General features: G+C 64.2%; 23 protein-coding genes and 1 pseudogene. 15 read left to right on the forward strand and 9 right to left on the reverse strand.

Annotated features, from left to right (window positions below):
- The first annotated feature begins 76 nt into the window (after positions 1–76).
- The 9 genes from LG306_RS08015 (at position 77) to LG306_RS08055 (ending at position 7,299) form a co-directional block, all read left to right on the forward strand.
- The gene (locus tag LG306_RS08015; protein WP_404419583.1) at positions 77–772 is read left to right on the forward strand and encodes a type 1 glutamine amidotransferase domain-containing protein; all 696 of its coding nucleotides are present in this window, start codon (positions 77–79) and stop codon (positions 770–772) included.
- Between the two features lie 2 nt (positions 773–774).
- Positions 775–1,230 carry a VOC family protein gene (locus LG306_RS08020; protein ID WP_404419585.1) on the forward strand — a complete coding sequence of 152 codons (456 nt, stop codon included), beginning with the start codon at positions 775–777 and terminating at the stop codon, positions 1,228–1,230.
- Positions 1,230–2,336 carry an NADH:flavin oxidoreductase/NADH oxidase gene (locus LG306_RS08025; protein WP_404419587.1) on the forward strand — a complete coding sequence of 369 codons (1,107 nt, stop codon included), beginning with the start codon at positions 1,230–1,232 and terminating at the stop codon, positions 2,334–2,336. The genes LG306_RS08020 and LG306_RS08025 overlap by 1 nt, the downstream gene beginning before the upstream one ends.
- Positions 2,333–3,484, forward strand: a complete 1,152-nt coding sequence (locus LG306_RS08030; protein ID WP_404419589.1) for an L-dopachrome tautomerase-related protein — start codon at positions 2,333–2,335, stop codon at positions 3,482–3,484. The genes LG306_RS08025 and LG306_RS08030 overlap by 4 nt, the downstream gene beginning before the upstream one ends.
- Before the next feature lie 75 nt (positions 3,485–3,559).
- Complete coding sequence (locus tag LG306_RS08035) at positions 3,560–4,300, forward strand: SDR family oxidoreductase (RefSeq protein ID WP_404419591.1); 741 nt, start codon at positions 3,560–3,562, stop codon at positions 4,298–4,300.
- Between the two features lie 110 nt (positions 4,301–4,410).
- Complete coding sequence (locus tag LG306_RS08040; RefSeq protein ID WP_404413550.1) at positions 4,411–4,704, forward strand: putative quinol monooxygenase; 294 nt, start codon at positions 4,411–4,413, stop codon at positions 4,702–4,704.
- Positions 4,705–4,815: 111 nt separating this feature from the next.
- Positions 4,816–5,235, forward strand: a complete 420-nt coding sequence (locus LG306_RS08045) for a heme-binding protein (protein ID WP_404413552.1) — start codon at positions 4,816–4,818, stop codon at positions 5,233–5,235.
- A 333-nt stretch (positions 5,236–5,568) separates the two neighbouring features.
- Positions 5,569–6,708, forward strand: a complete 1,140-nt coding sequence (locus LG306_RS08050) for a glutathione-independent formaldehyde dehydrogenase (protein ID WP_404413554.1) — start codon at positions 5,569–5,571, stop codon at positions 6,706–6,708.
- A 30-nt stretch (positions 6,709–6,738) separates the two neighbouring features.
- Positions 6,739–7,299, forward strand: coding sequence for a type 1 glutamine amidotransferase domain-containing protein (locus tag LG306_RS08055; RefSeq protein ID WP_404413556.1), 561 nt, complete (start codon positions 6,739–6,741; stop codon positions 7,297–7,299).
- A 255-nt stretch (positions 7,300–7,554) separates the two neighbouring features.
- Here the strand turns inward: LG306_RS08055 and LG306_RS08060 are convergent, their stop codons facing one another.
- From LG306_RS08060 to LG306_RS08075, 4 genes are all read right to left on the reverse strand, one after another.
- Positions 7,555–10,146, reverse strand: coding sequence for an excinuclease ABC subunit A (locus tag LG306_RS08060; protein WP_404419679.1), 2,592 nt, complete (start codon positions 10,144–10,146; stop codon positions 7,555–7,557).
- A gap of 462 nt (positions 10,147–10,608) precedes the next feature.
- Complete coding sequence (locus tag LG306_RS08065) at positions 10,609–11,718, reverse strand: S-(hydroxymethyl)glutathione dehydrogenase/class III alcohol dehydrogenase (RefSeq protein ID WP_404413558.1); 1,110 nt, start codon at positions 11,716–11,718, stop codon at positions 10,609–10,611.
- A 268-nt stretch (positions 11,719–11,986) separates the two neighbouring features.
- Positions 11,987–12,280, reverse strand: a complete 294-nt coding sequence (locus LG306_RS08070; protein WP_024717194.1) for a putative quinol monooxygenase — start codon at positions 12,278–12,280, stop codon at positions 11,987–11,989.
- 49 nt (positions 12,281–12,329) lie between these two features.
- A protein-coding gene (locus LG306_RS08075) for an IS3 family transposase (protein WP_404413560.1) occupies positions 12,330–13,519 on the reverse strand; the annotation gives its coding sequence in 2 pieces (ribosomal slippage) (positions 12,330–13,267 and positions 13,267–13,519; 1,191 coding nt in all).
- Positions 13,520–13,584: 65 nt separating this feature from the next.
- Here LG306_RS08075 and LG306_RS08080 point away from each other — a divergent pair.
- Positions 13,585–14,363: pseudogene (locus LG306_RS08080) on the forward strand (IS630 family transposase); the annotation flags it as partial.
- A 55-nt stretch (positions 14,364–14,418) separates the two neighbouring features.
- Here the strand turns inward: LG306_RS08080 and LG306_RS08085 are convergent.
- Positions 14,419–14,709 carry a metal/formaldehyde-sensitive transcriptional repressor gene (locus tag LG306_RS08085; protein WP_109462186.1) on the reverse strand — a complete coding sequence of 97 codons (291 nt, stop codon included), beginning with the start codon at positions 14,707–14,709 and terminating at the stop codon, positions 14,419–14,421.
- Between the two features lie 202 nt (positions 14,710–14,911).
- Positions 14,912–15,901 (reverse strand): zinc-dependent alcohol dehydrogenase family protein, encoded by a 990-nt coding sequence (locus LG306_RS08090; RefSeq protein ID WP_404413563.1) that lies wholly within the window; start codon positions 15,899–15,901, stop codon positions 14,912–14,914.
- A 210-nt stretch (positions 15,902–16,111) separates the two neighbouring features.
- On the opposite strand from LG306_RS08090, the gene LG306_RS08095 reads away from it, so the two are divergent.
- The 3 genes from LG306_RS08095 (at position 16,112) to LG306_RS08105 (ending at position 17,659) form a co-directional block, all read left to right on the forward strand.
- Positions 16,112–16,618, forward strand: a complete 507-nt coding sequence (locus LG306_RS08095; RefSeq protein ID WP_404413564.1) for a TetR/AcrR family transcriptional regulator — start codon at positions 16,112–16,114, stop codon at positions 16,616–16,618.
- Positions 16,619–16,693: 75 nt separating this feature from the next.
- Positions 16,694–17,524, forward strand: coding sequence for an aldo/keto reductase (locus LG306_RS08100; RefSeq protein ID WP_404413566.1), 831 nt, complete (start codon positions 16,694–16,696; stop codon positions 17,522–17,524).
- A gap of 6 nt (positions 17,525–17,530) precedes the next feature.
- Positions 17,531–17,659, forward strand: coding sequence for a TMEM175 family protein (locus LG306_RS08105; RefSeq protein WP_404413568.1), 129 nt, complete (start codon positions 17,531–17,533; stop codon positions 17,657–17,659).
- 37 nt (positions 17,660–17,696) lie between these two features.
- On the opposite strand, the gene LG306_RS08110 is transcribed toward LG306_RS08105, so the two are convergent.
- Complete coding sequence (locus LG306_RS08110; protein WP_404413570.1) at positions 17,697–18,389, reverse strand: IS6 family transposase; 693 nt, start codon at positions 18,387–18,389, stop codon at positions 17,697–17,699.
- Between the two features lie 121 nt (positions 18,390–18,510).
- Between LG306_RS08110 and LG306_RS08115 the strand changes: the two genes are divergently transcribed.
- Together LG306_RS08115 and mnhG are read left to right on the forward strand one after the other, a co-directional pair.
- Positions 18,511–18,792 (forward strand): K+/H+ antiporter subunit F, encoded by a 282-nt coding sequence (locus tag LG306_RS08115; protein WP_314136954.1) that lies wholly within the window; start codon positions 18,511–18,513, stop codon positions 18,790–18,792.
- A complete protein-coding gene (gene mnhG / locus LG306_RS08120) occupies positions 18,789–19,154 on the forward strand; it encodes a monovalent cation/H(+) antiporter subunit G (protein WP_314136953.1) in 366 nt (121 codons plus the stop codon). The genes LG306_RS08115 and mnhG overlap by 4 nt, the downstream gene beginning before the upstream one ends.
- Before the next feature lie 47 nt (positions 19,155–19,201).
- Here the strand turns inward: mnhG and LG306_RS08125 are convergent, their stop codons facing one another.
- Positions 19,202–20,302 carry an HPP family protein gene (locus LG306_RS08125; protein ID WP_314136952.1) on the reverse strand — a complete coding sequence of 367 codons (1,101 nt, stop codon included), beginning with the start codon at positions 20,300–20,302 and terminating at the stop codon, positions 19,202–19,204.
- 170 nt (positions 20,303–20,472) lie between these two features.
- Positions 20,473–21,162: an alternative oxidase gene (locus LG306_RS08130; protein ID WP_374390634.1), complete on the reverse strand. Its 690-nt coding sequence runs from the start codon at positions 21,160–21,162 to the stop codon at positions 20,473–20,475.
- Positions 21,163–21,248: the final 86 nt, after the last annotated feature.

Raw genomic sequence — 21,248 nt, forward strand, 5'->3', positions numbered from 1 at the left:
CTGTCTTTGTGGCGGGCGCGGCTGCGCCGTGTGCGTTTGCTCGTGTCCCCACATCAATGGAGAAGGACAATTGACGATGACCCGCATTCTCATGGTGACCACCTCCGCCGACCGAATGATTCCCGGCACCGAACCGACGGGTGTCTGGCTCGAAGAACTTACCACCCCGTACTACGCGTTCCGCGATGCAGGCGCCGACGTGACGCTGGCCTCGATCAAGGGCGGCGCCATCCCCGTTGACCAGCGCAGCGTCAACGCCGACGGCGAGAATGACGCTTCGGTCGAGCGCTATCTGAAGGACGAGGCCCTGAAGGCCGAGGTTACCAGCACCCCTGTATTCACAAGCATCTATCCCGCCGGCTACGACGCGCTGTTCCTGCCCGGCGGCCACGGCACCATGTTCGATTACCCCGGCAGCGACGAACTGGCGCGCCTGGTCGAACGCTTCGACCGCGAAGGCAAGATCGTCGCCGCCGTCTGCCATGGACCGGCGGGGCTGGTCTCAGCGAAAAAGGCCGATGGCACGCCCTTCGTCGCCGATCGCCGTGTCGCGGGCTTCACCGACAGCGAGGAACGCGCGGTCGGCCTCGATCAGGCGGTGCCGTTCCTGCTCGAAACGCGTCTCAAGGAACTCGGCGGCAAGCACGAGGGCGGCCCCGATTTTGCCCCCTTCGCCCTGCGCGACGGCAATCTGGTGACCGGCCAGAACCCCGCCAGCGCTACCCGCACCGCGGAGCTCGTGATGGAAGCCCTCAAGGACAAGGTCGCCTGATCATGCGCTATCTCCACACCATGGTGCGCGTCGCCGATCCCGAGGCGGCGATCCGTTTCTTCACGCTGCTGGGTCTCAAGGAAACCCGGCGCATGGAGAACCAGGCCGGGCGTTACACGCTGATCTACCTTGCCGCCGACGAGGATTTCCGCGGCGACGGCGAGCAGGGCGATGCCGAGGTCGAACTGACGTACAACTGGCCGCCCGAGGACGGCAACCCTGCCGAGACTTATACCGGGGGTCGCAACTTCGGCCACCTCGCCTACGGGGTCGACGACATCTACAAAACGTGCGCGCGGCTGCAGGCGGGCGGCGTGACGATCAATCGCCCCCCGCGTGACGGATACATGGCGTTCGTCCGCTCGCCGGACGGGATATCGATCGAACTGCTGCAGAAGGGCGAGCACAAGGCTCCGGCCGAACCCTGGGCCTCCATGCCCAACACGGGCGAATGGTGATGGCGAATTTGTTCGAACCGATTGAGGTTGGCGGGCTGCGGCTCGCCAACCGCATCGTCATCGCGCCGATGTGCCAGTATTCGGCAGTCGACGGCGCGATGACCGACTGGCACCAGATGCATCTCGGCCAGTTGGTGCTGTCGGGCGCGGGCGCGCTGACGATCGAGGCGACCGCGGTCAGCCCGGAAGGGCGCATCACCTACGGTGACGTCGGCCTATACGATGACCGTACCGAAGCGGCGATGCGAAGCGTGCTCGAAAGTGTGCGCCGTTGGTCGGACATGCCGCTGATCATCCAGCTGGCCCATGCCGGCCGCAAGGCGAGCTGTGCCAAGCCGTGGCACGGCGGAGCGCAGCTTGCCCCCGATGCAGAGAACGGCTGGCAGACCGTGGCACCCAGCGCCACTCCCTTCGCTCCGGACGACCATCCCCCCGTCGAACTGGACAAGGCAGGGCTTGCCCGCATCCGGGAGGCGTTCGCGGATGCCGCCCGCCGCGCCGGCAGCCTCGGCATCGATGCCATCCAGATCCACGCGGCGCACGGTTATCTGCTCCACGAGTTTCTTTCGCCGATCTCCAACCGGCGCGGCGACGAATACGGCGGCAGCCTCGACAACCGGATGCGGTTCCCGCTCGAAGTGTTCGCTGCCGTGCGCGAAGCATTTCCGGCCGACCGCCCGGTGACCGTCCGCGTTTCGGGGACCGACTGGGTCGAAGGCGGCTGGACAGCGCAGGAGACGGCGCGGTTTGCGCAGGAGTTGGAGCGGCGCGGTTGCGCGGCGATCCACGTCTCCAGTGGCGGCCTCGATCCGCGCCAGCAAATCCCTGTCGGCCCCGGCTATCAGGTGCCGCTGGCGAGGACGGTCAAGGACACGGTCGCCATGCCTGTCGTGGCGGTCGGAATGATCACCGATCCGCAGCAGGCGGAGCGCATCCTCGAAGACGGGCATGCCGACGCCATAGCGATAGCCCGCGCTGCGCTGTGGGATCCGCGCTGGCCCTGGCACGCCGCCGCCGCGCTTGGCGCATCGGTAAAGGCGCCGCCGCAATACCTCCGGTCGGAGCCCCCCGACGCGGGCCGCATCCTCGAGGAAATGACCCCATGAAAACCTCCGCCAAACTGCTTCTTGCCGCTGGCGCTGCCCTCTCGCTCGCCGCCTGCGCGACGACCCGCGAGGGTGAATCCGCGCCCCAGATCGAACAGGTCGCTACCTTCGATGGCGCGATGCCGACTGGCGTGACCGTCGCCCCCAACGGGCGCATCTTCGTCAACTTCCCGCAGTGGGGCGACAACGCGCCGTTCACGGTTGCCGAGCTGGTCGACGGCAAGGCGGTGCCCTATCCCGACGCCGCGACCAACCAACCCGATCCGGCCGACCCGGCGGGGCACTTTATCTCGGTGCAGAGCGTGGTGGCCGATGGCACCAACCGCCTCTGGGTGCTCGACACGGCGGCTCCCAAATTCTCTCAGCCGCAGGCCGGCGGTGCAAAGCTGGTGGCAATCGACCTTGCGACCGACCGGGTGGTGAAGACGATCGTCCTGCCGCCCAGCGTGGTGCTGCCCACGACCTACCTCAACGACGTGCGCTTCGATCTGCGTCAGGGCGCCGAGGGCGTCGCCTATATCACCGACAGCAGCAACGCCGGTGTCGGCGGCATCATCGTCGTCGATATCGCCAGCGGGCGTGCGATCCGGCGCCTGTCGAACCATGCGACGACCAACCCCGAGCCCGGCTTCACCCCGGTTGTCGACGGTGCGCTGCTGATGAACCGTCCCGCCGATGGACCGGCGACGCCGGTCACGATCGCAAGCGACGCGATTGCGCTCAGCGCCGACGGTAGCCTGCTGTATTACGGTCCGCTGTCGGGCCGCACGCTGCACGCGGTGCCCACGGCGATGCTGCGCGATCCCGCGGTGTCCGAGGAGGAACTGGCCCGCGCGGTCCGCAGCCTGGGGCGCAAAGGCGCCTCAGACGGGATAGCCGAAGACGACAAGGGCCGCGTGTTCGCCGGCGATTACGAGAACAACGCAATCCGCGTGCTCGACCAGGGCCGCTGGACCACGGTGGTGAGCAACCCGCGCATCAGCTGGCCCGACACGCTATCGATCGGCACCGACGGATATCTCTACTTCACCGCCAACCAGCTCCACCGCCAGCCCGGCTTCCACGGCGGCCGAGACCTGCGCCGCAAGCCCTACGAGCTGCTCCGCATCAAGGTGGGCGCCGCTCCCGTCCTGTTGCGCTCGCGGTGACCCCATCAGGCCGGGCGGGCTCCCGCGGAGCCGCGATCCGGCGAAAATCAACAATTGACTTGAAGGAATACAGTCATGACCAAGGGTATCGAAGGTAAGGTCGTTCTCATCACCGGCGGCAGCACCGGTATCGGCGCAGAAACCGCGCGTCTTCTCGCGGAACGCGGCGCGAAGGTGGCCATCGCCGCACGGCGCAAGGACAGGCTCGATGAGGTCGTCGCGGACATCGCCGCAAACGGCGGCACGGCACGTAGCTACGCGCTGGACGTGACCGACAAGTCGGCGGTCCAGTCCGTCGTCGCCGCAATCATTGCCGACTTCGGCCGCCTCGACGTGCTGATCAACAACGCCGGGCTGATGCCGATCCGTCCGATGGCCGAGGTCAACACCGACGAGTGGGACCAGATGATCGACGTCAACCTGAAGGGGACGCTCTACGGCATCGCGGCGGCCCTTCCCGGTTTTCTCGATCAGGGCAGCGGCCACATCATCAACTTGAGCTCGGTTGCGGGCATCAAGGTCTTCGCACCGGGCGGCACGGTCTACTCCGGCACCAAGTTCGCCGTCAGCGCGATCAGCGAGGGTTTGCGCCACGAGGTGGGGGAAAGGGTCCGGGTCACGTCAATCGAGCCTGGAGCTGTCGAAAGCGATTTGAAGTTCACGACCTCTGGCGCGGCTGCCGAGACGGTGCTGGACTTCTACAAGCAGGCCATCCCGGCGGCATCGGTGGCGCGTGCTATCGCGTTCGCCGTCGAACAACCTGATGACGTCGACGTCAACGCGATCGTCATCCGGCCGACCGCACAGGAGTTCTGATTTCGACGAGGAGGCGGGGCCGCGTGTGCTCCGCCTTTGGGGAACGTACCGGCCCGCTCGTCCGTTACTTTGCCGAATGATTTCTGTCCGTTTTACTCGAGGAGTCAATTATGCCCAAACTTGCCCTGTATGTACCGCTGAAGGCCAAGCCCGGAAAAGAGCGCGATGTCACGGATTTCCTGACCTCCGCATTACCGCTCGTTCAAGCTGAGCCGGGCACTTTAACCTGGTATGCGATCGAAGAAGGTCCCGGTGCGTACGCGATCTTCGATACGTTCGACACAGAGGAGGATCGGCAGGCCCATCTTGACGGCAAGGTTGCCGCCGCACTGATGGACAAGGCAGAAGAACTGTTTTCCGAACCGCCGCAGATTCACAAGTTCACCCTGCTGGCCGCGAAATAGCGGAGCGATGGGCACCCTAGCGCGTCGGTCTCACCGCCCTGTTGGGGGGGGATCCCGGGCGCGGCGGCGTGCGTTGAGCGGTTTTCCACGAACCGGCCACGGAGACACACCATGCGCGCTACCCAAACGCTCGACCTGAACGACGCGCGAACGATCATCGATGCGGGGATCGCGGAGGCCGAGCGGATCGGCAACCCGATGAACATCGCGGTGGTGGACGCGGGCGGCTGCCTCCTAGCGTTCGCGCGGATGGACGATGCGTGGCGCGGCAGCGTTGACATCGCGATCGACAAGGCGTGGACGGCGCGCGCATTCGACGTCGAGACCAAGGCGCTGGCGAAGCTGGCCCAGCCGGGCGCCGACTTCTACGGCATCCATGCCTCCAACGACGGCAAGGTGATGATCTTCGCCGGGGGTGTGCCGATCAAGGAGGGCGAGACGGTGATCGGCGCGGTGGGCGTGTCGGGCGGCACCGGCAAGCAGGACCAGGGCGTGGCCGAGGCGGCGGCGCAGGCGTTGGCGGGCGGCTGAGCTTTGGAGCGCGGTGCCGGGCGCGACGGCGCTGGCTCAGTCACGGCGGTTTAGTCGACGGCGGCGGGCTCGGGCGCCGGGCGCGCCTCCCGCGCGGCGCGGGTCGCTTCCGTTTGGCGCGTTATTCGGCGGTTCTGGTCCGGTCATTCAGAAAACCGCCGTGAATCGATCCCGGGATGGCCCTACGGGAAGGAACCTCTCAGGTAGCAGATGGTTCAGGAAACTGAGATCACTTCGAAGGGTGCGATGTCCTCCGCCGTTGCGATGGACCGGATCATTACCAAGCTCTCGATTTGATGACGCGTTGAGAAGAGCTGCGAAAGGAAAAGATCCATGAAAGCTGTCGTGTACAACGGGCCCAAAGATGTTTCCGTCAATACAATCGATGATCCCAAGATCGAAAAGCAGACCGATGTTATCATCCGGCTGACCACGACCAATATCTGCGGGTCGGACCTTCACATGTATGAGGGCCGTACCAGCTTCGAGAAGGGCAGGGTCTTCGGTCACGAAAATCTTGGCGAAGTCGTCGAAGTTGGCTCTGCGGTAGATCGCATCAAGAAGGGCGATCGCGTGTGCATGCCGTTCAACGTCGGTTGCGGTTTCTGCGAAAATTGCGAACGCGGTTTGACGGGTTTCTGCCTCACGACCAACCCTGGAACCGCCGGCGCAGCGTATGGCTTTGCCGAGATGGGTCCGTGGCAGGGTGGTCAGGCCGAGTTGATGCGCGTTCCTTATGCGGACTTCAATTGTCTGAAGCTGCCTGAGGACGCTGAGGAGAAGGAGGATGACTATGTCATGCTCTCCGACATCTTCCCCACCGGTTGGCATGGCGTCGAACTGTCGGGTTTCCAGCCGGGCGAAAGCATCGCGATCTACGGCGCCGGTCCGGTCGGTTTGATGGCCGCGCACTCAGCCGAAATCCGCGGCGCCTCTCAGATCTTCGTGGTCGATTCTCACGATGACCGCCTGAAACTGGCCGAGGCGATGGGCGCTATTCCGATCGACATGCGCAAGGGCGATCCCGCCCAGCAGATCCTTGACGCGACCGGCGGCCTCGGGACCGACCGGGGGGTCGAGGCGGTCGGGTATCAGTGTTGCGATCGCCACGGCAAGGAGCGCAGCAGTTACACGATGAACTGCCTCGTCAAAAGCACGAAGGCCACCGGAGGCATCGGCGTCGTCGGCGTGTTCATTCCGGAAGACCCGAACGCGCCCGACGATCTCCAGAAGGAAGGCAAGATGGCGTTCGACTTCGGCAACTTCTGGTTCAAGGGCCAGAAGATCGGCACCGGCCAGTGCAATGTAAAGCACTACAACCGGCGACTGATGAAGCTTATCGAGCAAGACCGGGCCAATCCTGCCCAAATCATCTCGCACCGACTGCCGCTTGATCAGGCACCAGACGCCTACAAGCATTTCGACGAGCGCGATGCTGGTTGGACAAAGGTCGTGCTCAAGCCGGGTGCCTGACCTTAGTCTTCGACGGAACAGGAAATAATTATGACTTTAGAAGGCAAATCAGTTGCCATTCTGATCGCACCGCGCGGGACGGAAGAACCAGAATTCTCGAAGCCCAAGCAAGCTGTCGAGGACGCGGGTGGCAAAGTGACGGTGGTCAGTTTTGAACCGGGCAAGGCTCGCACAGTCAATAGTGATCTTGACGAGGGCGGCAGCTATACTGTCGACAAGACATTTTCCGAGGTCAAATCTGACGATTTCGACGGACTTGTTGTGCCCGGAGGGACTGTCGGTGCCGACAAGCTGCGCGGCAATGTCGAGGCAATTGGTTTCATCCGGGCTTTCTTCGATCAGAAAAAACCTGTTGCGGCCATCTGCCATGCACCCTGGACATTGATCGAGGCGGGCGTGCTTGAAGGTCGCACCTTGACGTCCTACCCGACGTTGAAGGTCGATATCGAGAACGCCGGCGGTACATGGACAAATGAGGAAGTCGTGGTCGACAACGGCCTTGTTACCAGCCGCGATCCCGATGATCTGCCCGCCTTCTGTGCCAAGCTCGTCGAAGAAATCGCAGAGGGGGTGGGAGCAGCAGGGAATTAAGACCGGGCGTTTCGACGAACCGTGTGAGGGCCCTCTCCCTGGAGAAGGCCCTCACAAAGTAAGCGTGGCGGATGGTCAGCGATTGGCCGTCCGCCACGCCGCGTATCACAAGAACACGGCGCATCTGACGGGCTCTCAAACCCTGAGCCGCGTCAACCGCGGTGACACATCGCCGACTCCCGCTTCCAGATTCGACCCATTCCAACGTGTTGTTGAGATGCGCCTGATCGAACGTGCATTCGGCCAGATTTACGACTACAGCGCCGCCTTGAGATAGCGGGCGGTGAGACTGCCTTCCGCTTCCGCAACGACGCCAGGGACGCCGCTGGCAACGATACTGCCCCCATCTTCCCCGGCCCCCGGTCCCAGGTCGATGATCCAGTCCGCCTGTGTGATGGCGCGCATGTCATGTTCGACGACTACGACGGTATTGCCGGCGTCTACGAGGCCCTGCAGGTGTTGCATCAGCCGGTCGCCATCGGAGGGGTGAAGCCCCGAAGTTGGCTCGTCGAGGATGTAGATCGTGTTGCCGCGTTGAGCGCGTTGCAGTTCAGTCGCCAGCTTGATGCGCTGCGCCTCCCCGCCAGACAGCTCGGTCGCCGGCTGACCGAGCCTCAGATAGCCAAGACCGATCTCCCGCAACACGTCGAGGGAGCGCATCACAGATGCCTGGCCAGCGAAGAAATCGCACGCATCGTCGACCGTCAGTTCGAGCACCTGGGCGATATTGCGCCCGTTCCATTCGACTTCGAGCGTTTGCGGGTTGTAGCGAGAGCCATGACAGGTCGAGCACGGGGCAAAAACGCTCGGCAGGAACAGCAGCTCCACCATGACGTATCCCTCGCCCTCGCACACAGGGCAGCGGCCTTGCGCGACGTTGAAAGAGAACCTTCCCGGGGTGTAGTGCCGCCGGCGGGCGAGCGGCGTATCAGCGAAGATCCGTCGCACATGGTCGAACATGCCGCTGTAGGTGGATAGGTTCGAGCGCGGCGTGCGGCCGATCGGTTTCTGATCGACCCGCACCAGCCTGCGAACATGCTCCATGCCTGCGGCAATGCGTCCTTCAGTGTCGTTCTGCGCAACATCGAGCAGCGGATCGATATCCTCCTCCTCGACCACGGGGGAGCCGCCGAGGTGTTCCGTGACGAGCTCGGGCAGCGCCTGACTGACAAGACTGGATTTGCCCGATCCCGAAACGCCGGTGACAGCGGTGAAGCAGCCGATGGGAAACTCGACGTCGAGACCATGAAGATTGTTCCGCCTGATCCCTTCCAGGCGTAGCCATGCCTTGGGATCGCGCGGTGTGCGCTCACTGCGGAGCGGCTCTGCGAACAGGTAACGGCGGGTGATCGAAGTCTCGACGTCGGCAAGCCCCTCTATCGGCCCGCTGTAAAGGACTTCACCGCCCTTTTCCCCGGCTCCTGGCCCGACATCGACGAGCCATTCCGCGCGGCGGATCACGTCGAGATCATGTTCAACGACGAAGAGGGAGTTGCCCGCCGCCTTGAGACGCTCGAGGATGGTGAGCAAGGCTTCGCCATCTGCCGGGTGCAACCCTGCCGAAGGCTCGTCAAGCACATAGACCACGCCGAAAAGCTGTGACGACAATTGCGTGGCAAGCCGCAAGCGCTGCAGCTCTCCGGAGGAGAGCGTCGGCGTGCTGCGGTCGAGCGAAATGTAGCCAAGGCCAAGTTCGATCAGCGGGTCCAGCCGCTCGATCAATTCGCAGGCGAGGCGTTGGGCGGCGATCCGCTTTTCGTCGGAGAGATTGGGCGTGCGGCGTACGTCGGGCGCGCTCTTGTGCCCAGAGCCGCCCGCCGCAACCCGTCGTTCAACCGCTGCATCGCGGGCCGCTTTTTCCAGAACATGGCCCTTTGAGGGGGCGGAGACCGGCCCATACGCGCCCTGCGCGACGGGCATCAGCAAGTCCTTCAGCTTGAGCATTGTCAGGTCGCCGAACTCGGCAATGTCGAGGCCGGCGAATTTGACCGACAGGGCTTCGCGCTTCAGGCGCTTGCCGTCGCAGGTCGGGCACTCGCGGCCGATGATATATTGCGAGACGCGCTTCTTCATCAGCGCGCTTTTCGTGTTGGCGAAGGTTTCCAGCACATAGCGGCGCGCGCCGGTGAAGGTGCCCTGGTAGCTCGGCTCCATGCGGCGCTTGAGCGCCGTCCGGGTCTGTTCGGGCGTCAAGCCCGCATAGACCGGCACCGTCGGAGCCTCTTCAGTGAAGAGGATCCAGTCGCGATCTTTTTTCGGTAGGTCCCGCCACGGCGTATCGACGTCATAGCCGAGCGACACGAGGATATCGCGCAGGTTTTGCCCATGCCATGCCGCCGGCCAGGCGGCGACTGCGCGTTCCCGGATCGTCAGCGTGTCGTCGGGCACCATCGTTTCTTCGGTCGCGTCATAGACGCGCCCGATGCCGTGACAGGTCGGGCAGGCCCCCGCGACCGTGTTGGGGGAGAAATCCTCCGCATAGAGCATCGGCTGATGGCGCGGATATTCGCCGACGCGCGAATAGAGCATCCGCACCAGGCTGGAGAGCGTCGTCACGCTGCCGACCGAGGATCGCGCGTTGGCCGAGCCGCGCTGCTGCTGCAACGCGACCGCAGGCGGCAAACCGTCGATCGCGTCGACCTCCGGCACGCCGGCCTGGTCGATCAGGCGACGGGCATAGGGCGCAACCGATTCCAGATAACGCCGCTGGGCTTCGGCATAAAGGGTGCCGAACGCGAGCGATGACTTCCCCGAGCCCGATATGCCGGTGAACACCACGAAGGCGTCGCGAGGTACATCGACGTCAATATTTTTGAGGTTATTTTGGCGCGCGCCGCGAACCTGCACGCAAGCGGGCGGCCCCGTATGCCCATGATCGGTGGCCGGCGTCGTCGCGTGAATATCCTTGCTCTTCAATTCAGTCTTCCTGCCCTATACGCCCGTGCGGCCCGTGGTTCATCACAGTCGGGTACCAGATGAATGCATTTCCGACTCAATACATCCAACGGTTAGGCTGGCCCGATGTTCGGCGCCTTTGAAATATTTTTCCAGCATCAGACAACGGTTACGACAAAACCATTTTCCCGTTGGGTCGCGCGACGAGGCCACACACACTCCGGTGGTAAGCGCTTGGGCCAGCCGGACTTGGCCCGTGCCGCTATCGGCATGTAACGACCGCACTTCGGCGCTTCTTACCGCATCGCGACGCGTTGCCCATTTGCCAGAGCGCGCGTCATCATGGCCGGGGTCGGGCCATGATGACGGCCGAGTTGTCGGTCCGAGCGCCTCGCGCTGCTTCGGATCGGCGGGTCAGTAGTGAATGACCGAGCGGATCGACTTGCCTTGATGCATCAGTTCGAAGGCCTCGTTGATCTCCTCCAAACCCATCGTGTGGGTTACGAACGGGGCCAGATCGATATCGCCTCTCATCGCGTCCTCGACCATGCCGGGGAGCTCAGTCCGTCCCTTGACGCCACCGAAAGCGGACCCCTTCCATACGCGGCCCGTGACGAGCTGGAATGGGCGGGTGGAGATTTCCTCGCCCGCGCCGGCAACGCCAATCACGATCGACTGACCCCAGCCACGGTGCGCTGATTCAAGCGCGGCGCGCATGACGTGGACGTTGCCGATGCACTCGAAGGTATGATCGATGCCCCAGCCCGTCATCTCGATCAGCACTTGCTGGATGGGCTTGTCATGGTCCTTGGGGTTGATGCACTCGGTCGCACCGAACTGGCGTGCCAGTTCGAACTTGGACGGATTGGTGTCGATGGCGATGATGCGACCCGCCTTCGCCTGGCGCGCACCCTGAATCGCCGCGAGGCCGATGCCGCCGAGACCGAACACGGCGACCGAGTCTCCGGGCTGGACCCTGGCGGTATTGTGGACTGCGCCGATGCCGGTCGTGACGCCGCATCCGAGCAGGCAGACATGTTCGGGGTTTGCCCCGGGATTGATCTTGGCGAGCGAGACTTCGGCGACGACAGTATATTCACTGAAGGTTGAACAGCCCATGTAATGATAGAGGGGCTGACCATTGTACGAAAAGCGGGTGGTTCCATCGGGCATCAAGCCCTTGCCCTGCGTTTCGCGGACAGCGACGCACAGGTTGGTCTTGCCCGACAGGCAGAAGTCGCACTTGCCGCACTCGGCGGTGTAGAGCGGAATCACGTGATCGCCCGGCCCAACGCTGGTGACGCCTTCACCGACCTCGACAACGATGCCCGCGCCCTCGTGGCCCAGAACCACCGGGAAAACACCCTCCGGATCACTCCCCGCCAGCGTGTACGCGTCGGTGTGGCACACACCGGTGTGCGTCACCCGTATGAGGACTTCGCCTTTCCGGGGTGGGGCGACATCGATCTCGACGATTTCGAGTGGCTTGCCCGCCTCGAAGGCTACAGCGGCGCGAGATTTCATGTTGGGATACCCTCGTTGAGTTAAACTGATTGCTGGTGCGAGACCGTTGCATCAGCGCAAATCCGTCGACATTCTCATACTGGCAGGGAGTATCTTTATCATACTCCCTGCCAGTATACAAGAGGTGTCCTAACGAGGATCTCAAACCAGAGAAGGCAGCAGGGGCTGGCTTCTAGACTAGCGCGACATCGCTTACGTAGAAGAAGAAACTCACCACGACGATGGCGCCAGAGCGGTCGCAGCGATGCCACATACCGCTCTGTCTAGCTTACTTGACCGCGAGAACATCCCAGCGCTCGATGACCGGCGGCGTGGCCAGAAGCTCATCGGCGTTCTGCATGAGTGCTGCCGCGATCGGACCGTTGAGATGTGCTGTTCTGTCGCCATCATTCTGAAAGGCGTCAAAGATCGCGAAACTGCTTGGTCCGAACTTTACAGCATACCAGACCGGAGTACCCGTTTCGGCTTGTGCCAACGGCAGCGCGTCCTTCAGAAATTTTTCCAAAGCCGCTTCTTTGCCAGGCTTGGCGTCGAGCCGCACGAATAAGCCCATATGTGTCATCTTCATCGTCTCCATCTTTGGGTGTGGTTGGTGACGTGACCCCCGTTTCTCATCCAGCCATAACGAGAGTCCTTGGTTGATCTGAACTGGGGTTGGCGGGGTTGGCAATAGGCCGGTCTGAGCAGCCATCAACCAGCGCAGCAGACCGGCCGCTCTGTCCGGTGAGCGCCTGTGCGTAGGCCTTCGGCGTCAACCATCCCAGCTTCGAGTGAGGCCGGGTTTCGTTGTAGTCGCGCCGCCAGGTTTCGAGGACAGCCCGGGCGTGCGGCAGCGATCGGAACAGCGTCTCATTCAGCAGCTCGTCGCGCAGCCGACCATTGAAGCTCTCGTTGAAGCCGTTCTGCTGAGGCTTGCCCGGCGCGATGTAATGCCAGCTCACGCCGGCGTCGTCGGCCCAGGCCAGGATGGCGTTGGACGTATATTCCGTGCCGTTGTCGCTGATGATCGTATCCGGGCGTCCCCGCCGCAGGATGATGGCGTCCAACTCGCGCGCCACCCGTCGCCCTGACAGCGAGGTGTCGGCGACGAGCCCGAGGCACTCGCGCGTGCAGTTGTCGATCACCGTCAGGATGCGGAAGCGCCGCCCGTCCGTCATCTGGTCGGAGACGAAGTCCAGCGACCAGCGCTGGTTCGCGACCAGGGGAATCTCCAGCGGACGCCGCGTGCCTATGGCGCGTTTGCGCCCGCCGCGCCGGCGCACCGTCAGCTTCTCCTCGCGATAGATCCGCTGGACGCGCTTCTTGTTGACCGCATGCCCCTCGCGCCGAAGCATCACGTGCAGGCGGCGATAGCCGAACCGCCGTCGCTCCTGGGCCAGGGCCTTCAGCCGATCCCGCAGGACGCCGTCGTCCGGTCGCGTCGCCTGATAGCGCACGCTCGTCCGATCCACGCCCAACACCCGGCAGGCCCGCCGTTCGCTCATCGCGTAGGCCGACTGCAGGTGCGCCGCCGCCTCTCGATGCGCAGCGGGCGTCACCACTTTTTTCCCAGCAGATCCTTCAGCGCGACGCTGTCCAGCATCGAGTCCACCAGCATCCGCTTCAGCTTGGCGTTCTCCTCTTCCAGCGCCTTCAGACGCCGGGCCTCTGACACGTCCATGCCGCCATACTTGGCCTTCCACTTGTAGAAGGTCGGTGAGCTCAGCCCGTGCTTCCTGCACAGGTCCGCCACCGGAACGCCGGCCTCCTGCTCGCGCAGGATCCCGATGATCTGCTCTTCCGTGAACCGTGATCGCTTCATTCTGTCCGTCCTTTCGAGGGGCGGACTCTAGCTATTCCTGGAGGAGTTTAAGGGGGTCACGTCACTCGCACCGGATCGAGGCGCAGGCCGACCTGATCCTGACGATCTACGATGCGCGGCCGGCGATCTTTCTGCGCGAACTACGTGACGCTCTGGCCGAGCGCGGCCTGCAGACCAGCACGAGCAGCCTATCCCGCTTCTTCGCCCGGCGTGGCATCACCCGTAAAAAGGGGCGATCCACGCCGCCGAGCAGGCGCGCGAGGACGTAAGGGCAGCCCGCGAGGCTTGGTTCGAGAACCAGGACGCCCTCGATCCCGACAGGCTGGTTTTCCTCGACGAGACTGCCGCGGCCACCAACACGGCACGCCGCTACGGTCGGGCTCCGCGAGGCGAGCGCTGCCGGCTGGCTGTCCCGCACGGGCACTACAAGACCACCACGATCACCGCCGCCCTCCGCAGCGATGGCCTGTGCGCCACTTCCCTGTTCGACGGCGCCACCAACGGCGCACGCTTCCGGGCCTACGTCGCCGACACGCTTGTGCCGCGCTCAAGCCCGGACACCGTCATCCTCGACAACCTGCAGGCCCACAAGGTGGCAGGTGTGCGTGAGACCATCGAGGCCGCCGGGGCGAGGCTGCTCTACCTCCCGCCCTAAAGCCCGGACTTCAATCCCATCGAGCAGATCTTCGCCAAGCTGAAGGCTCTGCTCCCGACAGCGGCGGCCCGCACCGTCCCTGATCTGTGGCACGCCATCCGGCAGGCTTTGGCTCCCTTCACGGCAGATGCGTGCCGCAACTCCCTTGCTGCCGCCGGCTACGATACCGACTTGGCCGTCGTTACGTGACCGGGCACGGCTCTAAGTGCGGGAGAACACGGGCAAGAAAATGAGCCTGAAATTGTCATTTAAGATAAGTACGCAGAATCTTCATTACGCCCTCCACGCCGTCATCGTGATCGCCACCTGCGCCTCCGACGGCCCGGTCTGCGCCCGCACCGAATGTTTCCCTGAGATGACTCTGCATCACTTCTGCCATCAGTCCATTTGTAGCACCACGCATGGCGACAATTTGCTGCAGCAGGGGAGCGCAATCGGCCCCCGCTTCGATCGCGCGTTCCAGAGCGTCCGCCTGACCCTTGATACGCCGCAAGCGTGTGATGGCTCGCTTCTTGTCCTCTGATGAATGTGGCATCACGTTTTCCCGAGAAATCGCTCCAGCATACTATACAGGGGGGGAGTTTCAATCCTGCACAGAGCCGGGCGTTTTTCTAATCGGGCGAGGTTCCGGTCATGCTCTCAAGCCCTCGCCACGAGCAGCCTTGGCATGGGCGCCGAGGGTCCGATCCTCTGTCGGGGAAGGGGGGAGCGATGGCTCACTCCCCCCGGTATGCCGGTCAGACCGTAACGACGACCTTGCCGATCTGGTCGTTCGATTCGAGGAAGCGGTGAGCGTCCTGGATGGCGTCGAGCGGGAAAGTGCGCGCGATCCGCGGCTTGAGCCCGCCCGATTCCAGACCCGCCACGATGAACGCCTTGGCGCGATCGAGGGCGGCATCGTCCGAGACGATCTCGCTGTAGAGATACCCCTTGAGCGTGAGGCTCTTGCCCAGCACGGAGAACAACGGGAACGGCGTCGGTTCGCCGCTGAGCGCGCCATATTGGAGCAAGATGCCGCCGCGTGCCATGCTCTCGGTCAGCGGCTCAAACGACGGGCCTCCGACGGGATCGAGCACCACGCGCGCACCCTGACCATCGGTTATCTCCATCACCCTCGCTACCAGATCCTCTTCCCCGGTCGCGACGACATGATGTGCACCGGCATCGATCAGGGCCTGGCGCTTGGCGCCGGTACGCGTCGTCGCGATTACCGTCGCGCCGACCATCCGCGCAATCTGGAAGGCAGCAAGGCCGACGCTGCTGGAGGCAGCAGTGACGATGACGAAATCGCCCTCGCCGAGTTTCGCCTGCTCCACCAGCGCACCCCAGGCGGTGACATACTGCATCCACACGGCCGCGGCTTCCTCGAACGACAGCGCCGCCGGATGCTTGACGACGAGGCGGGCGGGCACGTTGGCGACCTCGCCATAAGTGCCCCAGCGCGCGATATCGAGCGGGGGGATGACGCTGACGGCTTCGCCTTCCGCAAACCCGGTCACGTCCGCGCCGACCGTAACGACAGTGCCGGCAGCCTCATAGCCCAGGCGGCTCGGGAACTCGGCTTCCTGAAGGTAGGCATGGTTGCGGAACATCACCTCGGCGCGGTTTATGCCTATCGCCTTCACCGCGATCTGCACTTCGTCGGCCGCGGGCGCGGGGACTGCCACATCTTCAATCCTGAGGACGCTGGCGTCGCCATATTCGTGGATACGGACGATGCGGCTCATCGGAGACTCCTTGATTATTGAATGATCGTTCTGTAAGGGAGCGTGCCACCAGTTTCAAGATATTATTTATCGATCGTTCCATATCGTGCGCCAGAGATGACAGAGACGAAAGCCCGTCGCCGCGCAGGTCGCCCTCGTGTGTTCGACACTGACGCTGCGCTCGACAAGGCGGTGCGGCTGTTCTGGCAGCGCGGCTACGAGGCGACATCGATGGCCGATCTGGTGGCGGAGACTGGCGTCGCCGCCGCCAGTCTCTATGCAGCGTTTGACAACAAGGCGGGGCTGTTTGCGGCGGTGATCGAGCGCTACGCCGCGACGTTCAGCGTCCACATCTATGCACCGATCAACGATCCGGCGTTGTCCACCTACGAGGCCGTCAAAGGCCTGCTGGAACGAGCGGCGTCATCATTCTCGGAACCTGGAACGCCGGCCGGCTGCTTCATGTATTCGGCAGCGGCAGCCGTTTCGCCGGCGTCCGCCGCCATAGAATGCCTGCTGCGCGACAAGCGCATCGCGGCGGAGGCCCTCCTGATCGAGCGTCTGCAACGCGGCGCCGCGCAGGGCGAGCTTGCGGCCAACACCGATCCGGCCGTGCTAGGCAAATTCATCAATACGGTCATGGAAGGCATGTCCGTTCAGGCGCGCGACGGCGCTACGATCAACGAACTGCTCTCCATCGCCAAAATGGCACTCGATCGATGGCCGGCCGCGATATGATCGTTACATGGTGGTCATCTGCCAATCCGCCTCCCGCGACCGAGCAGTCGAACTGATCTAATAGGACGGATGCACATGAAACACGTGACATTGCCCGGCGGGGAAGTGGTCCCTTCAATGGGTCAAGGCACCTGGAAGATGGGTGAGCGTGCCGAGCGGCGATCCGATGAGATCGCCGCGCTGCGCGCCGGTGTCGAGCTGGGTATGACGCTCGTCGATACAGCGGAAATGTACGGCGACGGTGCGGCGGAAGTGCTGATCTGCGAAGCGCTCGGCGACCGTCGCGACGAGTTGTTCCTCGTCAGCAAGGCGTATCCACAGAACGCATCGCGCTCCCGCCTTACCGGTGCGTGCGAGGCGAGCCTGAAGCGGCTCGGCACCGATCGGCTCGACCTCTACCTGCTCCACTGGCGGGGATCGGTGCCGCTCGCTGAGACCGTGGAGGCAATGAAGGCGCTTAAATCGGCAGGGAAGATTCGGCATTGGGGTGTCAGCAACCTCGATACCAACGATATGGACCAGCTTGTCGCTGCCGGCGGGGATGGCTGCGTAACCGATCAAATCCTCTACAATCTCGTCCGTCGAGGCCCTGAGTTGGACCTGTTGCCGTGGCTCGCCCAGCACAAAGTGCCAGTGATGGCGTATAGTCCCGTCGAGCAGGGACGCCTCACAAGCCATCCCGCGCTCGACAAAGTAGCAGCCCAGGTTGGCGCAACCCCTGCGCAGGTCGCACTTGCCTGGACGTTGCGCCACGATGGCCTTATCGCCATCCCGAAAGCGAGTTCGATTGCGCATGTGCGGGAGAACCGCGCTGCCGCAGATATCGTCCTCTCCGACGCCGACCTTGCGACACTCGATGCGGCATTTCCCCGGCCAGCGAGCCGTCGCCCACTCGAAATGCTGTAGCGTCAGATGGCGACATCCTCTCTCAAAGCAACCGAACGCAAATCGGACCGCCTTGAGGCATTCGTGGACGCGGTGCTGGCAATTGCCATCACCCTCCCGGTGACCGAACTACACGCACCAGCGCTGTCAGGTTAATGGCGGCCGGGCCGTACCTGCCCAGTCCGATGAAGACTTAGGCCGTCGCCGCCACCCAAACCGCCTCCGCTCCAGCGCGCAAACGCCGGAGGGTTGCGCGACTGACGAGATGTCGCTGGGTGTAGAAGGTGTTATAGATGGCGGCGTGGGTAGTGAGGAAGCGCTGGGCTGAGGCTTGGGATTTGAACAGCTGCTGCTGTCGTTCTCGTCGTCGGATCGGCAGGTGAGAGTTTTCCGCCCGATTGTTCTCTCGCAGCCGGCCGGGACTATGGAGATGGCGTAAACAGAGCTGATCCAAGGCCGCCGAATAAGAGCCGAGGCCATCGGTCACGATCTTCTCCGGGTCCACGGGCTGATTTCGCAGCAATCGCTTCAGCAACTTCAGGGCCGCTTCTGTGTCGCGTCGGCGCTGGACGACGATGTCGAGGACCTCGCCCTCGTCATCGACGGCGCGCCACAGGAACATACGCTTTCCGCCGATCGAGCAGACCACTTCATCGAGGTGCCAGCGAGGAGAGGGTGAGGGGCGTAGCTTCTTCAGCCGCCGGGCAATCTGGGGCCCGAACTTGATGGTCCAGCAGCGGACGGTCTCATAGCTGACGTTGATCCCGCGGGCGGCCATCAGCTCTTCGACATCACGAAGGCTGAGGTTGAAACGGAAGTACAGCCACACAGCCTGGCGGATCACCGCCGCGGGGAAGCGGTGGCGTTTGAACGACAGAGGCTTCATCGAGACCGATCTCCGATCAGGCCTTTAGGCGGCCTGAAGTGGAGACAAGTTAGCGTTAGACTGACAGCACCGTTCGAACCATCAAGGGTCGCTACGAACGCCTGCTGATGGAGATCTTCGAATGAGCGTGCGCATCCTCGAGGTCGGGGTGACGGCGGCGTTGGTCCTCCTTGCCCTGGCCCTCGCCTGCACTGTTTTTCGCATCGTGCGCGGACCCAGGGCCCAGGACCGGGTGCTGGGCATGGACGCCCTCTATCTGAACGGCATGCTGATCGCCCTTGTCTATGGCGTCCGCACGGGCAGCGATCTCTATTTCGAGGCCGCCCTGATCATCGGGATGCTGGGGTTCGCCGCCACCGTAGCCCTGGCCAAGTTCCTGATGCGCGGCGAGGTTATCGAATGAACACGGCATCGATCCCCGAATGGTTGGCGCTGATCATCGCGGTCCTGGCCGTCGCCGGGGCCGGTCTGTCCCTGCTCGGGGTGTTCGGCCTCGTGCGGCTGAAGTCTTTCTATGATCGTGTGCACGCCCCGACCCTTGGGGCCACCCTGGGCATGGCGCTCGTCCTGCTGGCGTCCTGGCTCTACTTTGGGGCGGCTCAGGGGCGGTGGTTGCCGCGTGAGTTGCTGATCGCAGTCTTCCTGACGGTCACCACGCCCGTGACGCTCATCCTTCTAGCGCGCGCGGCCGTATTCCGAGACCGGACCGAGGCGTCTGAACCGGGAGAAAAGCCAGTTCCCAAGGATGCCGATAAACCGACCTAGTCGAAAGCGCTGACCCGACCGCGCGCATCAGCCCGCCGATCGGCGTGTCAGGCCGCTCGCGCGGACACGACGGCCTCCACCACGTGGGCCCGGTAGAGCATCGACAACAGGTCGGTCTGGGTGATCACGCCGACGAGCCGATCGTCCTGATCCACGACGAGAACTTCATGGGCGGCCCCGCTCGACAGCAGGGGGAGGAGCGTTTCGACCGGATCCTCGGGCCGGACCGTGTGGGCGACGGGATCGAGGACGTCGCCGACAGGGCCGTGCGCACCGGCCAGCAACTCCGCGCGGCGCGCCATTCCGCGGACACGGCCGCTTGCGTCGATGACCGGGGCGGTTCTGAGGTCGTGGCGCTGCAGCCGCGCCAGCGCGGTTTCCGCGCCCTCATCGATCCGGAGAGCGATCACGTCGCGCGACATGATCTGGCCGCAGGCGATCACGGCGTGGAGCCGGCGATGGGCCTGAAGCTCCACCTCGCGAAACAGGGCGTCGAGGTCGTCGCGTCCGACGTCGAGCAGTTCGCCGTAGCGCGCCAGGGCGCCGTCAAGGTCGGCGGGCGTATAGCCGAATTTCTCGGCCGGCGGGCGGTCGCGCGTGCCGTGGGGGCTGGCCGCGCCCGCGACCCGGTGCGGATAGGCGTGGCCGCTGACGCGTCCGTAGAGGACGCCTGCCAGAACCAGCAGGACGGAGCAGAGGCCCACAGGAATGAGCGCGTAGTCGTAGCCCGGCGGATTGGGCGACGAGGCGGCGATCGCCGCGCCGAGGGCCATGGCGCCGCCCGGCGGATGCAGGCAGTTGCACACGGCCATGACGGCGATGGCGAGCCCGACGGCCGCGCTCGCGGCGAGCAGGGGCTCCGAAAACGCGCTGCCGCAGGCCACTCCGGCCAGGGCGGCCAGGACGTTGCCGCCGATCACCGCCCGCGGCTGGGCGAGCGGGCTGGCGGGCACGGCGAAGACCAGCACGGCCGAGGCGCCGATCGGCGTGGCCAGCAAGGGATCGAAGGATAGGCGCCCGTCGATCAGGCTGCGGGCGAGCACGCCGCATAGTGCGATCCCGAGAGCCCCGCCCGCGGCGCCGCGCAGCGTTCCCTTGGGAGGGAAGGGGGCCCCTCCGGCCAAATGCGTCCGGAGGACATCAAGCATTCGCCGCTCATGCCCGAGAGGGGCGCCTGACACAAAGCCTTTAGACTAGGAGGTGCTGGTAGAAATTCTCAGAACAAGATGGCCTGGACGTTCGCCGTTCGGGCGCGCCGGCTCGCGGACGCCGCCTCCGCCGGAATGCCGGCGGAGGCTCCATCCAAGCTGGGTCGCGGTCAGGCCGCGGTCTTCCAGGTGGGTTCCAGGGCGATGTGGGGCGGGCAGGGCGCCACCGCCTGGACCGGCAGGCCGCCGAGCTCGTTGGCGTAGCTGTGGTTGACGTCGCGGTGGTGGGCTTCGTCGGCCCGGACGACCAGCACCACGTCGCGCAGGGTGGCGTCCTCCGGCAGGCCCCAGTAGGCCTTGGCGATCGCGGGGGCGGGCACGTTCGGGCTGCGGCCCTCGTCGATCTCGGCCAGGTAGTGGGTGTAGCTGATCACCGCCTCTTCCTCGAAATAGCCGACCACGCGGTGTGCTGTCTTGGAGGAGACGAGGTAAAGCCCGAAGAAGAACAGGTAGAAGACCCACTGGACGGCGACGATGACAAACCGCTCGAACAGGGTCGGCTTGGCCACCTCGATGAAGGTCATCAGGTGCATGCGCTCGTTTTCGGCCTCATCCATCAGCGTCTTGATCCAGCCCTTGTCGTCGCACATGCGGCGCAGGCAGCTGAGGTGGTTGATGGTGGCGCCGACCATACCCGGCACCGCCGCGACCGTCTCCAGCACAACGGCGCGGTGGCCGTAGCGCTTGGCGAAGAAGGTGTCGGCGCACCAGCGCAGCAGCTTGGTGAAGCCGAAGGCGACGCGGTCCGACAGGCCCTTGGGCTGGTGGTGGATGGAGAGATCGACGAGGGGGGCGCTCATGGCCTGTGTCCTTGGGATGCCCGCCGGTCCGTCCGGCGTCTGGCGATGACGGCGGTGTAGAACCCTCGCGGACATCCCGGTATTTG

The sequence above is a fragment of the Brevundimonas vesicularis genome, from assembly GCF_044807075.1.
Classification (GTDB): domain Bacteria; phylum Pseudomonadota; class Alphaproteobacteria; order Caulobacterales; family Caulobacteraceae; genus Brevundimonas; species Brevundimonas vesicularis_G.

Bases quoted from the DNA above. Each gene is read 5' to 3' on its own strand.
- LG306_RS08015 (WP_404419583.1), top strand. From the start codon at position 77: ATGACCCGCATTCTCATGGTGACCACCTCCGCCGACCGAATGATTCCC.
- LG306_RS08020 (WP_404419585.1), top strand. From the start codon at position 775: ATGCGCTATCTCCACACCATGGTGCGCGTCGCCGATCCCGAGGCGGCG.
- LG306_RS08025 (WP_404419587.1), top strand. From the start codon at position 1,230: ATGGCGAATTTGTTCGAACCGATTGAGGTTGGCGGGCTGCGGCTCGCC.
- LG306_RS08030 (WP_404419589.1), top strand. From the start codon at position 2,333: ATGAAAACCTCCGCCAAACTGCTTCTTGCCGCTGGCGCTGCCCTCTCG.
- LG306_RS08035 (WP_404419591.1), top strand. From the start codon at position 3,560: ATGACCAAGGGTATCGAAGGTAAGGTCGTTCTCATCACCGGCGGCAGC.
- LG306_RS08040 (WP_404413550.1), top strand. From the start codon at position 4,411: ATGCCCAAACTTGCCCTGTATGTACCGCTGAAGGCCAAGCCCGGAAAA.
- LG306_RS08045 (WP_404413552.1), top strand. From the start codon at position 4,816: ATGCGCGCTACCCAAACGCTCGACCTGAACGACGCGCGAACGATCATC.
- LG306_RS08050 (WP_404413554.1), top strand. From the start codon at position 5,569: ATGAAAGCTGTCGTGTACAACGGGCCCAAAGATGTTTCCGTCAATACA.
- LG306_RS08055 (WP_404413556.1), top strand. From the start codon at position 6,739: ATGACTTTAGAAGGCAAATCAGTTGCCATTCTGATCGCACCGCGCGGG.
- LG306_RS08065 (WP_404413558.1), bottom strand. From the start codon at position 11,718: ATGAAATCTCGCGCCGCTGTAGCCTTCGAGGCGGGCAAGCCACTCGAA.
- LG306_RS08070 (WP_024717194.1), bottom strand. From the start codon at position 12,280: ATGACACATATGGGCTTATTCGTGCGGCTCGACGCCAAGCCTGGCAAA.
- LG306_RS08085 (WP_109462186.1), bottom strand. From the start codon at position 14,709: ATGCCACATTCATCAGAGGACAAGAAGCGAGCCATCACACGCTTGCGG.
- LG306_RS08090 (WP_404413563.1), bottom strand. From the start codon at position 15,901: ATGAGCCGCATCGTCCGTATCCACGAATATGGCGACGCCAGCGTCCTC.
- LG306_RS08095 (WP_404413564.1), top strand. From the start codon at position 16,112: ATGGCCGATCTGGTGGCGGAGACTGGCGTCGCCGCCGCCAGTCTCTAT.
- LG306_RS08100 (WP_404413566.1), top strand. From the start codon at position 16,694: ATGAAACACGTGACATTGCCCGGCGGGGAAGTGGTCCCTTCAATGGGT.
- LG306_RS08105 (WP_404413568.1), top strand. From the start codon at position 17,531: ATGGCGACATCCTCTCTCAAAGCAACCGAACGCAAATCGGACCGCCTT.
- LG306_RS08110 (WP_404413570.1), bottom strand. From the start codon at position 18,389: ATGAAGCCTCTGTCGTTCAAACGCCACCGCTTCCCCGCGGCGGTGATC.
- LG306_RS08115 (WP_314136954.1), top strand. From the start codon at position 18,511: ATGAGCGTGCGCATCCTCGAGGTCGGGGTGACGGCGGCGTTGGTCCTC.
- mnhG (WP_314136953.1), top strand. From the start codon at position 18,789: ATGAACACGGCATCGATCCCCGAATGGTTGGCGCTGATCATCGCGGTC.
- LG306_RS08125 (WP_314136952.1), bottom strand. From the start codon at position 20,302: ATGCTTGATGTCCTCCGGACGCATTTGGCCGGAGGGGCCCCCTTCCCT.
- LG306_RS08130 (WP_374390634.1), bottom strand. From the start codon at position 21,162: ATGAGCGCCCCCCTCGTCGATCTCTCCATCCACCACCAGCCCAAGGGC.